Source organism: Streptomyces sp. MUM 203J, assembly GCF_022414595.1.
In the GTDB taxonomy this organism is placed as follows: Bacteria; Actinomycetota; Actinomycetes; order Streptomycetales; family Streptomycetaceae; genus Streptomyces.
Genome location: NZ_JADWYO010000098.1, coordinates 1 through 11,550, shown reverse-complemented (window position 1 = coordinate 11,550; position 11,550 = coordinate 1). Strand labels below are relative to the sequence as shown.

General features: G+C 71.7%; 9 protein-coding genes and 2 pseudogenes. 4 read left to right on the top strand and 7 right to left on the bottom strand.

What is annotated here, in order from left to right; genetic code table 11:
* Positions 1–980: 980 nt before the first annotated feature.
* The 4 genes and pseudogenes from I3F58_RS28230 to I3F58_RS28215 form a co-directional block, all read right to left on the bottom strand.
* Positions 981–2,639 carry a recombinase family protein gene (locus I3F58_RS28230; protein ID WP_240111549.1) on the bottom strand — a complete coding sequence of 553 codons (1,659 nt, stop codon included), beginning with the start codon at positions 2,637–2,639 and terminating at the stop codon, positions 981–983.
* A 56-nt stretch (positions 2,640–2,695) separates the two neighbouring features.
* A pseudogene (locus tag I3F58_RS28225) lies at positions 2,696–3,499 on the bottom strand (thioredoxin domain-containing protein); the annotation flags it as partial.
* Between the two features lie 138 nt (positions 3,500–3,637).
* Entirely contained in the window at positions 3,638–4,108 is a 471-nt protein-coding gene (locus I3F58_RS28220; RefSeq protein WP_240111548.1) for an SgcJ/EcaC family oxidoreductase, read from the bottom strand.
* 59 nt (positions 4,109–4,167) lie between these two features.
* The gene (locus tag I3F58_RS28215) at positions 4,168–4,839 is read right to left on the bottom strand and encodes an SgcJ/EcaC family oxidoreductase (RefSeq protein WP_240111547.1); all 672 of its coding nucleotides are present in this window, start codon (positions 4,837–4,839) and stop codon (positions 4,168–4,170) included.
* A gap of 92 nt (positions 4,840–4,931) precedes the next feature.
* Between I3F58_RS28215 and I3F58_RS28210 the strand changes: the two genes are divergently transcribed.
* Both I3F58_RS28210 and I3F58_RS28205 read left to right on the top strand, forming a co-directional pair.
* A complete protein-coding gene (locus I3F58_RS28210; protein WP_240111546.1) occupies positions 4,932–5,381 on the top strand; it encodes a MarR family winged helix-turn-helix transcriptional regulator in 450 nt (149 codons plus the stop codon).
* Between the two features lie 295 nt (positions 5,382–5,676).
* Positions 5,677–6,021 (top strand): annotated as a pseudogene (locus tag I3F58_RS28205) (nucleotide disphospho-sugar-binding domain-containing protein); the annotation flags it as partial.
* A gap of 137 nt (positions 6,022–6,158) precedes the next feature.
* Here I3F58_RS28205 and I3F58_RS28200 read toward each other — a convergent pair.
* Positions 6,159–6,533 carry a MerR family transcriptional regulator gene (locus I3F58_RS28200; protein WP_240111545.1) on the bottom strand — a complete coding sequence of 125 codons (375 nt, stop codon included), beginning with the start codon at positions 6,531–6,533 and terminating at the stop codon, positions 6,159–6,161.
* A gap of 64 nt (positions 6,534–6,597) precedes the next feature.
* On the opposite strand from I3F58_RS28200, the gene I3F58_RS28195 reads away from it, so the two are divergent.
* Positions 6,598–7,830, top strand: a complete 1,233-nt coding sequence (locus I3F58_RS28195) for an MFS transporter (protein WP_240111544.1) — start codon at positions 6,598–6,600, stop codon at positions 7,828–7,830.
* A 374-nt stretch (positions 7,831–8,204) separates the two neighbouring features.
* Here I3F58_RS28195 and I3F58_RS28190 read toward each other — a convergent pair whose 3' ends face one another.
* Positions 8,205–8,579, bottom strand: a complete 375-nt coding sequence (locus tag I3F58_RS28190) for a metalloregulator ArsR/SmtB family transcription factor (protein WP_240111543.1) — start codon at positions 8,577–8,579, stop codon at positions 8,205–8,207.
* A gap of 47 nt (positions 8,580–8,626) precedes the next feature.
* Positions 8,627–9,682 (bottom strand): NAD(P)/FAD-dependent oxidoreductase, encoded by a 1,056-nt coding sequence (locus tag I3F58_RS28185; protein ID WP_240111542.1) that lies wholly within the window; start codon positions 9,680–9,682, stop codon positions 8,627–8,629.
* Between the two features lie 77 nt (positions 9,683–9,759).
* Here I3F58_RS28185 and I3F58_RS28180 point away from each other — a divergent pair, with 77 nt between their 5' ends.
* Positions 9,760–11,160, top strand: a complete 1,401-nt coding sequence (locus tag I3F58_RS28180) for an FAD-dependent oxidoreductase (RefSeq protein WP_275679023.1) — start codon at positions 9,760–9,762, stop codon at positions 11,158–11,160.
* The last annotated feature ends 390 nt before the right edge of the window (positions 11,161–11,550 follow it).

Below are 11,550 nucleotides of genomic sequence, written 5' to 3'. Positions count from 1 at the left end.
GGGACATCCTTTCTCCTGGACTCAAGATCCAAGTGTCTCGGGTGTCCAAGATCCGGGGTCAAGGCCCACTCTCAGCCACTAGGAGAAGCCCGTCAAGACCGCCTGTTCAGACAACAAGAAAGCCCCCGACGACTACCCCACGCGGGCAGCCGTCGGGGGCAGGGGTCGAAAGTGCCCTGGACAGCAGACCATGCCCATGACGGCCGGAATGTGCCGCGAGGGGCACGCCCCTCGTAGACCACGGGGGCAGCGTCCCGAGTAGCCGCTCCGTTCGGGTCGCCCGTTCGCTGGGCTGGGCTCTTCGCTCGCGACACCTGACACCCTCCTAACCGGGTCTTGAGACCCCTTGGCGGGTGCCTTTCTCAGGGGCGCGGAACGGGCTTTGACCAGGCCAGACGGCACCCAGGGCCCGAAAACGGAGCCGTACCCAGGGCCCGTTTTCGGAGCTGGTTCCGGGATCGCCGGCGGGCACTCGCGGGAACTTCCGGACCGCTCTACCCCTCCTCGGCCAACGCCTCGATCCGGCCGGCGCCCCAGTCCGCGAACGCCTGAGCGACAGCGCGGGGAATGTGCTCTGTGGTTCCTCCGGGGTTCCGGCGAGTGCGGCTATCTCGTCCTCCAAGGAACCGGTGGAGGAGTAGTACACGGCGGGCCTCGCAGTGGGGTCACGAAGAAGCCCCCGGACAGACAGCCGGGGCAGCACGTGAGCGGCGGGAAGCGCGGGCGGTGACGAAGTGATGAAGTGACCCTGAATCCCGGTTACCTCTTATAGATAGATGGCGTTTGGGTTCTATGCATGGAATAGAACCCAAACGTCATTCCGTCACTTCGTCACCACGTGGAGAGGCAGCGGGCCCATCCGTGCTGTCCCAGTACGCTCACACAGGGCGTAGACGCCCTCACTCGGAGACGGGTGAGCAGATTGCCTACCGGAGAACAGAACGAGGCCGGGCCCGAAGGCCCAGCCTTGTTTTTCGAACTCACTTCTCGGTGGTTGTGCCCTTATTCGACAGCCAGTCGAACTCAAGCCGTTCCAGGATCGGGGTGTGGTCCCCCTGCCGCGCGGCGGGCTTGACCGCGATGCCCTTCTTCCCAAGGGCGCACTTCAGGAGCATCCGCTTGTCCGCCATATCCGCCGCTTCCCACGCCTCACGCAGGGTGTCGACCTGTGTGAGAGGCGAGAGGTCTGCCTCCGCGTCCAGCGCCTCAAGGGTCGCGGTGGTGCTCTCGATGACAGCGCGCTGTCCTTCGCTCAGCTCCTCGAAGCGCTCTTCGTCCATCTTCCCGTACACGTAGAAGTCGTCTTCGAGCTTCTTCACGCGCCGCTGAGCGGCCTCAAGGGCCTTCTGAGCCTCGTCCTTCTTCGCCTGCGTTTCGGGGTCCGCGAAGGCGAGCCACCGGCGGGCTATCTCGATGACCACGGGGTCACCAGGTTCAAGGGCCGTAATGTGGTGGATCCAAGCCTGTCCAACCGCGTGGTCGATGCGGTCGGCGAGGGTCACCACTCCCTCGCAGATGGATTTGCCCCGCGTCTGTCGGACCTCACACCGGTAGCGTCCGCCACGGTGACTCATCGAGCCACCACACGACTCAAGCTCCCCCGTGCCCTTCTTGTCCCGTAGCCGCCCACATCGGTAGCTCCCCGTGCCCAGATACTTCGCTTCCGGCTTCCCCTTCGCCCATCGTTCGTCGGTCCGCTCGGCAATGAGCGCCTTGATCTTGAACCACTCGCCCGGCGTCACGACCCCCTTGCCGCACATGACGACTTCGCCCTTCTCGTTGCGCAGAGGCTCGCCGTACCCCTCCCAACTGTCCAAGGGGTTGCCGTGCTCATCCGTCTTGCGCCGCCGGACCGGGACCATGCCCGCGAAGAGCGGGGACTGAGCCAGCTTGCTCACCGCCGTGGGCGACCAGGTGGCACCGCTCCGGGTCCGGTATCCCTCCTCATTGAGTTGGTGGGCGGTGTCCTTCGTCGTCTTCTTGTCGAGCAAGAGATCCGCCAGCCTGCGGGCTGTGTCGTACTCGTCGGGATGGGGTTCGACCTTGCCGCTTCCTGGCGCGCTGTAGAGACCGAACGGGGGCCTGCCCGTTCCTCTTCGGCCTTCCGCCTTGTGCGAGTCATGGCCGATCTTCACGCGCTTCGCTATGTCTTTCGCTTCCGCCCTGGCGCGTTCGCTCAGGATCGCGAAGACCATGCGGCCTCCCTGTGAGGAGTCCAACCCTTCGGAAACGGAGACGAGCCGCGATTGCCGGCGGTCGAACTCGTCGAGCATCCGGCCCACCGCCCCCATGCCGCGCCGGTCGAAGCGGTCCGTCTTCCACACGCCGAGCGTCTTGGACTTGCCGTCCATGATCGCTTGCGTGGCCCTCTCGAACTCCCGCCTCCGCACATAGGTCTTGGAAGCTGAGAGCTGTTCGAACCAGACGTGCCGGATCTGAAGTCCGTTCGTCTGCGCCCAGCGCACCACGTCCCGCAAGTGCCCCCGCAACGTGGCCAGGTCTTCCTTCTTGTTGCTTCGTCGCAGGTAGGCGTCCATGAGTCCGGACGGCTCGGCCGTCGCGGGCTTGTCCAGTCCCAGGGCTTCCAGTTCCTCAGGGCTGAGCCCCAACCCGACCAGCGTCGCGTGATCCTCGCGCACCACAACCCCCTCTATTCTCAGGGAAAATGATACGGAAGCGATGGACCTTAGACATCTACTTTCTCGAAGTGGGGCACTCCGCACTCCCGGTCCACCGAGTAGCGGGCGAAGCCGCCGCCCAGCTGGTCGTAGATCCCGCCCCGGGCCATGGCCTCACAGGTGTCGGCGGCCATCTGGAGGGCCCCCTCGGACCCGGTGCGGGCGTGGTGCCGCAGCAGGAACTCGACGACCATGGACGGCGGGAACTTGGGCGCCCCGCCGAACCCGCCGTGCCGGTCGTCGTAGTCCCGGGTCAGCGCGAGCAGCGCCTGCGCGAAGTCCGGCTCCCCGGGCACCCCGTCCGCACCCTGGGCGCCCAGGGTCCGCCCGGCGAGCTCCCGCACCACGTTCCCGGCGACCTGCCCGACCTCGTCCCGCCGGTCCCGCCACGCGGCGGCGATCCCTTCCAGCACCTGCCGGAAGGACGGCGTCCCGTGCCGGGGCGCGGGCGGAAAGTACGTACCGAAGTAGAACGGCTCGGCGTCCGGCGTCAGGAACACGGTCATCGGCCACCCGCCCTGCCCGGTGGCGGCCTGCACGGCCTCCATGTAGACCGCGTCCACGTCGGGCCGCTCCTCACGGTCCACCTTGACGGAGACGAAGTGCTCGTTCAGGTACGCGGCGGTCTCGTCGTCCTCGAAGGACTCGTGCGCCATGACATGGCACCAGTGGCACGCGGAGTAGCCGACCGATAGAAGGACGGGCACGTCCCGCCGTCGCGCCTCCTCGAAGGCACCCTCCTCCCATGGCCACCAGTCGACGGGATTGTCCGCGTGCTGGAGGAGGTACGGGGACGTGGCCTGCGCGAGTCGGTTGGGCATGGCGCCCATCCTGCCCCAGTGCCCCCGGATCACCGGACAGCACACACAAGCCCAGACGCCCGGTGAGTCGAACACCCGACGGAACCGAGCCGCCACCGAGTCGGCGGTCGGGCCCGATGCGCCTGACGCGGCGGAGGGTCAGCGCCGGACCGGGCGCGGGGCCCCGGCGGGTGCCGTGCGGGGCTGAAGGATGAAGGAGATCGTCTCCAGGAGGCGGTTGTGCCTGGTCTTCTGGACAGCGGCGATCCGCCAGACGTCGTCGGCACCGCGGACCAGGGTGTAGGTGGCGCGCTTGCCCAGACGTCCGGGGGGCTTCCTGGCGACCTCGCCGTGGGCGACGACGACGGCGGTGCGCGGGGCGGGGAGGTGGGTTCCGACGATGTCCAGGTGGAGCCGGGTGCCTTTGAGGTAGGTGTCGAACAGGACCTGGTGGGCGCGGCCGATGTCCTCGGCACCGCGGTAGACGGTGCCCGCGAACGTGACATCGGTGGCGTCGGGGGTGAAACAGGCGCCGTAGGCGGCGCCATCGCCCCGGCCCCAGGCGTCCTGACAGCGGCGCAGCACTGCGGCGGCCTCGACGGCGGCCTGGTTCACGGTTATGCGATCCATGGCTGTGCACTCCTCTTGTCCGCGCGGGTAACGGGTGGGTGGGGCTGTTTCGCGGCGTGTCACTTCTCGGCGGCGGGCCGGGTGCCGGAGTCGACCAGGAACGAGATGCGCTCCATGACGCGCTGACGCGCGGTGTTGTGGAAGGCGGCGATGCGCCAGGCGTCGTCGGCACCGCGGACCAGGGTGAAGGTCTGGATCTTGGCCAGGTCGCCCGGTTGCGCGGACTCGCCCTCGTAGGTGTCGCCGCGGGTGGTGACGATGGCGGTGTCGGGGCCGTGGAAGCGGATGCCGAGGTAGGAGGTGGCGAGCTCGGTGCCCTTCACGAAGCCTCCGAACAGCGCCCGATGCCCCTCGGCGATGTCGCGGCGCCCTTCGTAGTAGGTGCCGGCATACGTGATGTACGTGGCGTCCTCGGTGAACTGGGCGCCGTAAGCGTCGGCATCGCCGCGGCCCCAGGCATCGGTCACCGCACTCAGCGTGGCGCAGACGGCCTGGTGGGCCTGGGACTGGCCGGCGCCGAGTGTCCCGGCCGGGGTGACAGCGGCACAGTCCGGGGTTCCGGCGACCTTGACGTCGGCGGTGGCGTCGAGCCAGAAGTAGCCGCCGGCCGCGGCGGCGCCCAGGGTGAGCACGGTGGCGGCCAGCACCCGCTTGACGATCCGGCGGCGGCTCCGCGGCCGGGGTGCGGTGAGGGCGTCGGCGGTCTCGGCAGGAGTGTGGACCGTGGTCATAGCGGTACCCTTCCCTTAGACTCTTCCTCAGAGAACTTTCTTTACTGAAGAAGTCTCTGCTTTTAGGAAGAGATTAGAGAGCGAGTGACCGGATGTCAACACCTGCGGAAGCCTCACGCGTCTACCGGCGGTACCTGAGCGCGGTGATGCTGCATGGCCACGCCAGCGCCAGGGCCTGCGGGCTCAACGCGACGGACCTGTACGCGCTCAACACCCTCGAACTGACCGGCCCCATGACCCCCGGCGAACTCGGCACCCGCACCGGGCTGACCACCGGCCCCACCACCCGGCTGATTGACCGGCTCGAACAGGCCGGCTACGTCCGCCGCGCTCCCGACCCCGAGGACCGTCGCAAGGTGATCGTCGAACCCGTGGGCAAACCGGCCGAACTCGACGAGGCCATGGCCCCCGCCCGCGAGCAGATCGCCCAGATCCTCCGCGGCTACACCCCCGACCAGCTCAGGGTCCTCTTCGACTACTTCGACCACGCGGCCGAGGCCTACCAGCGCACCGCCGAGGAACTGCGCACCCGCCGGACCTGACCCGCCGGGGAGATCACCGGACAGGCCCAGACGGCCGCGCACTGCGGCATGGAGTCCGGCTCCGTCGCCCCGCTCACCCGGTGCGACATGTCCGGTACGGGGGTGGGCCGCCGCCGGCTCGCGCCGGTCGGCGGAGGGGAGCAGCCACTCATTTCGTGATCAGGGCATGGCCCACAGGGGGGCTTGCGGCAAGGCCCCGGGCATGCCGCAGAATCGCCCACCTGACCGAGGAGCACGGGTCAGGTCCCTCCTGCCGGAGCGACCTGACCCGTTTTCACATCCCTTGCGGGATAGGGACTCACACCCCTTCGGCGAGGTCAACCACCACGCCCTGGTCCCGCATGTCGCCGCCGTCGTCCGCCACGGCGGTGCGTGCACCACGGCCACGGCCGCTCTGGCGGGCGCGCCCCAGGTGGTCGTACCCCAGCTGGCGGACCAGCCGTACCGGGCCGGCCGCGTCGCCGACCTCGGCATCGGCGCGGCACACGACGGACCGAACCCGACCTCCGCGTCCCTGTCGGCCGCGCTCGGTGTCGCCCTGGCACCCGGGACCCGAGCCCGGGCAGCCGCCATGGCCCGCACGGTCCGCACCGACGGCGCGACGGTGGCCGCGAAGCTGCTGCTCGGCATGGCCGGCCGAGGAAGCTGCCGGACCAGGCGTGCCTCCTTCCGCCCCGCGCCCGGTGCGCGGAGGTCGCCGCCCGTCGCCGCCGGCCTCTCCTCCGTGGTGCGCCGGCGCTGCCGGAAGCAGGGTCGGCAGACCGCCGCGGACGGGGCTCAGGGTTGTGTGCGCTCGGCGCGGCGCACCCGTTCCAGGTACTCCGCCATCGCATCGCGGTTCCTGGTCAGGCAGTCGATGCGCTGGGTCATCCGGTCCCGTTCCGCTTCCAGGGTCGCGATCATGTCCGGGGTCGCGTCGGAGAAGTGGATCTCCTGCGGGCCGTTCAGGCAGGGAAGGATCTGCCGGATGATCCGCGTCGGCAGCCCTGCGTCGAGGAGCCCCCGGATCTGCCGGACCCGGTCCACGAGCGCCTCGTCGTAGTCGCGGTACCCGTTCGCACAGCGCCGGGACACGATCAGGCCCTGTTCCTCGTAGTAGCGCAGCAGCCGACGCGAGGTGTTGGTGCACTCCGACAACTCGCCAATGCGCACGTGACCCACCTCACCGCGAACCGGATTGACCCTCACATCGATGTGAGGGTTTGAGCATACGGCCATGGCAAGCACCGAACCGGCCGTCGGCTCGTCCGTCGGCGTCAACGAACTGAAGGAACCAGCAGCCCCGCAGAGCGGCAAGCTCCCCCTGCCTGCGCTCCTCGCGCTGGCCACGGCCGTATTCATCACCAGCCTGACCGAGACGCTCCCCGCGGGCCTGCTGCCCGCCATGAGCGCCGACCTGCACGTCAGCGATTCCGCCGCCGGCCAGACCGTCACCGCCTACGCGATCGGCACCGCGCTCACCGCGATCCCGCTCACCGCAGCCACATCGGGCTGGCGCCGCAAGCGCCTCCTCCTCACGACGATGGCGGGCTTCGCCACGGCCAACACCGTCACCGCGCTGTCCACCGTCTATCCGCTGACCATGGCCGCCCGCTTCGTCGCGGGCGTGGCAGCCGGGCTCGCCTGGGCCCTCCTGGCCGGTTACGCCCGCCGCATGGCGCCCGTCCACCTCCAGGGCAAGGCCATCGCCGTCGCCATGGCCGGCATCCCCGTCGCCCTGTCCCTGGGCGTCCCCGCCGGAACCTTCACCGGCAAGGCGGTCGGCTGGCGGACCGCCTTCCTCGTCATGACCGCACTCACCGTCGTCCTGCTGCTCTGGATCGCCGCGGCCGTCCCCGACCACCCCGGACAGCGCGCCGGGAGCGGCACCCCGATGATGCGCGCCCTCACGGTCCCGGGCGTCGCACCCGTCCTGATCACCACTCTGGGCTTCGTCCTCGCCCACACCGTCCTCTACACCTACATCGCGACCTTCCTCCGGAGTCTCGGCATGGGCGACACGACCGACCTGGTTCTGCTGGTCTTCGGCGGGGCTTCGCTGCTGAGCATCTGGATCGTCGGCACCCAGATCAACCGGCGCCTGCGGGCCCTGACCATCGCCGGGACCGTCCTGGTCGGCGTCGCGGCGGCCCTGCTCGCCCTGTGGTCCGCGTCCACGCCGCTGGTCTACGCCGCGGTCGTCCTGTGGGGTCTCGGCTGGGGCGGCGCTCCGACTCTCCTGCAGACGGCCGTCGGTGACGCCGGAGGCGAGCAGGCGGACGCCGCCCAGGCCATGCTGGTGACGCTGTGGAACGTGGCCATGGCCGGGGGCGGCGTGGTCGGCGGCATCCTGCTCGGCGCCCTCGGGACCACGTCCTTCCCGTGGAGCGTCCTGCTGCTGCTGGTCCCGGTCCTCATCGTGGTCCTCACGGCCCGCACCCACGGCTTCCCCGCCAGGCGAAGGGCCTGACCTCTCCAGCGCTCACGCCCCGGCCGCCCCCGGCCCGTGACGATGCGGCTCTGCGCCGCGAACGGTGATGCGCCCCGCCCCAGCCGCGAGGGCCGGGCGGGGCGACAGGGACGCGGCCGGAGGGAGCCGGCCGCAGGGGGGCTGGGGGTCGGCCGGCCGCGCGGCGAGTGTTCCGCTCACCGGCGCCGCCACCGTCTCGTCCACACCGGCCCGAGACCCTCCGGCCGGGCCGCGGTGCACCCCGCACGGACTGCGCCGCCCCGGCCCCGAAGCCGTTCGGGGTGCACCGCGAGCCCCGTCCCCGGGCATCCGGCCCGGCGCGTCGGCGCACGCGGTCCGACGGCCCGGCATGGAGGAACCCGCCGGGAAGCCGCTCAGCCTCCGGGACGCGCGGCCGTCCCGAGGATCATGCCCATCGCCGCGAGCACCGACGGCTCGACGCGGTAGTAGACCCAGGTGCCGCGCCGCTCGGAGCTGAGGAGTCCGGCTTCTCTGAGCTTCTTCAGGTGGTGGGAGACGGTCGGCTGCGAGACGCCCACATCGGAGATGTCGCACACGCACGCCTCCCCGCCCCCGCGCGAGGCGACGGCCGAGAAGAGCCGCAGGCGGACCGGGTCCGCGAGCGCCTTGAACATCTTCGCGGCGGACTCGGCCTCCTCGGCCGTCATGCGGCGCTCGGTGAGCGGCGGGCAGCAGGGAACCGCGTCGGCGTCCGGCTCCAGTACGGGAAGCGCCTTGCCATTCGACATACTTCTATGTTGACACATATCGATTCAGTGGTCGCGGGTCCGGGAGGTCAACGGGCGGCGAGGTGGGCGGCGAGCCGCCGCGCGATGTGCGCGGCGTCCCGCCCGACACCGCGCAGGGCGTTGGACGACAGACTGCGCTGCCAGTCCAGGCCCACGAACGCCAGGCCCGGGTGTGCCGTGGAGACGCCGCCGCGATGACTCGGACGGCCGGTGCCGCCAGGGGCCAGCCGTCCGGTGAGACAGGACAGGTCGGGCCGGTATCCGGTGGCCAGCACTATGGCGTCCACCGCCTCCGTCGTGCCGTCGGCCCAGGTGATCTCGCGGCCCTCCGCTCCCGCGAACGGCGGGCGCCGGTCCGGGGCTCCGCGCAGCAGCGCGCCCCGGTAGCGGCCGTCGTCGATGACCGGCTGGGACGGCGGGGTGCGCAGGAGCCGCCCGACCGGAGCCCGGTCGATGCCGCTCCGGGTGAGCCAGACGTGCAGGTCGCGGCCGAGCGGGCGCTGCGGGGCGAAGCGCACGGGCCGGCGCGTGGCGAGTGTCGCGTGAGCGACCTCCGCCAGTTCGGCGGCGATCTGGACGGCTGAGTTGCCCGCGCCGACGACCACCACCCGCCTGCCCTCGTACGGCGCGGGGTTCCGGTACTCGGAGGAGTGGACGACCGCTCCGGTGAAGCCGCCGAGGCCGGGGAGCGCCGGGCGGTACGGGCGGCCGAAGGTGCCTGTCGCCGCGACCACCGCACGCGCGGCGAGCCGGGCCCCGTCCGCCAGTTCCAGGACGAAGCCGGGGCCGTCCTCCCGTACGCCCGCGACCCGGCTGCCGGTGCGCACCTCGGCGTCGAGTCGGGCGGCGTAGGCGGCCAGGTACTCCGCGACCTCGTCCCGGTGCGGGTAGCGGTCCGGGTCCCCGGGGAACGGCATCCCCGGCAGCGAGCAGAAGCGCGCGGGAGAGAACAGGGTGAGGCTGTCGTAGTAGTGCGGCCACGACCCGCCGGCCCGGCCGGATGCCTCCAGCAGGACCGGCCTTCGCCCGCGCCCCCTCAGGGCGTGCGCGGCCGCGAGGCCGGACTGGCCGCCCCCGATCACGGCGACATCCACCTGTTCCATCGGTCCTCCACTGGTTCGATTTCTGTCTATGTTGACGCTCATCGAATCAGGTGCCATGCTGACGGCGCAAGCCATTGATGGACATCGAATCAGCCAAGGGGATCGCCGTGACCGCTACCACCGCCGAACTGCCCGTCGTCGTCATCGGAGCCGGTCCGGCAGGGCTGTCCGCCGCCGCGCACCTGGTGGACCGGGGCCTGGAGCCGCTGGTCCTGGAGGCGGGCCCGTCCGCCGGTACGGCCGTACGGGAGTGGGCGCACGTGCGGCTGTTCTCCCGGTGGGCGGAACTGGTCGACCCGGCCGCCGAGAAGCTGCTGGCGCCGACGGGCTGGGCCAGGCCGGACGGAGCCGCGTACCCGACGGGCGGGGACTGGGCGGAGCACTACCTGCGGCCCCTGGCGGGCGCCCTCGGGGAGCGGGTCCGCTACGGCGCCACCGTCACCGGCGTGGCGCGCGCGGGGCGGGACCGGATCGTGGACGCGGACCGGGAGGCGCAGCCGTTCGCCGTGCAGTTCACCACCGCCGACGGCCGCGAGGAGCGGGTACGGGCGCGGGCGGTGATCGACGCCTCGGGTACGTGGTCGACGCCGAGCCCCGCCGGGGCGAGCGGGCTGCCCGCCCTGGGCGAGGGGACCGCCGCCGACCGGATCGCGTACCGGGTCCCCGACCTGAGGGACCCGGCCGTACGGGCCCGCTACGCCGGCCGGCGCGTCGCGGTCCTCGGATCCGGCGCCTCCGCCTTCACCGCCCTCGCGGAGCTGGCCGCGCTGGCGGAGGCGAAGGACGGCGCGGGCACCAGCACGGTGTGGATCCTGCGCCGCGGCGTCTCCGGCTCGACCTTCGGCGGCGGCGAGGCCGACCAGCTCCCGGCGCGCGGGGCACTGGGCCTGGCGGCCAAGGCGGCGGTGGAGGACGGCCACGCGGAGGCGGTGACGGGCTTCCGTACCGAGGCGGTCGAGCGGGCCGCCGACGGCGGGCGGCTGGTGCTGGTCGCAGAGGACGGCCGCCGTCTGGACCCGGTGGACGAGGTGATCGTCCTGACCGGCTTCCGCCCCGACCTCTCGTACCTCTCCGAACTCCGCCTCGCCCTGGACGAGCGCCTCCAGGCCCCGGTCGAGCTGGCCCCGCTCATCGACCCGAACGTCCACTCCTGCGGCACGGTCTACCCGCACGGCCACCGCGAACTGTCCCACCCCGAGCAGGGCGTGTACCTGATCGGCATGAAGTCCTACGGCCGCGCCCCGACCTTCCTCGCCCTGACCGGTTACGAGCAGGCACGCTCGGTCGTCGCCGCCATCGCCGGGGACACCGAGTCCGCCGACCGCGTCGAACTGACCCTCCCCGAGACCGGCGTGTGCGGCGGCGCCGGCCTCTACGACCAGCCCGAGGCCACCCCGGAGCAGGGAGGCGGCGGCTGCTGCGCGGCCCCGGCCACCACCCTCCAGATCAGCGGTGCCGCCCCCTCGGGCGGCTGCTGACCCGCACCCGGCCCGCGTACGCGCACAGCCCCGCCCGCCGTCGCCGCCGGAGGCACGGAGGCGGGCCCGACCGGCAGCAGCCCCCGGAGGCACCGGCCTCCGGGGGCTGCTGCCCCGTACGACGACAGCGCGACGGTCAACGCGGATCGGTCCACGGCGTCGTCCGCGTCGGGTCCCGGTGTGACGGCAACCGCCTGACGGCGGGCTGACGTACGCGGCCGCGGGCCCGCGCGCCCATGGCCGGGCACGGCCCGCCCGTTCTGCCGGGCACACGCCTCCACGGGGGAACAACGGCATGTCGAGGAGCCGGAGCGCGACGGCAGCCCCGCCCGGCGGGCGGCGGGTGCCGCGGCCGGCCGGGGGCGGCTTCACCCCGGCGGCGCCGGGGGC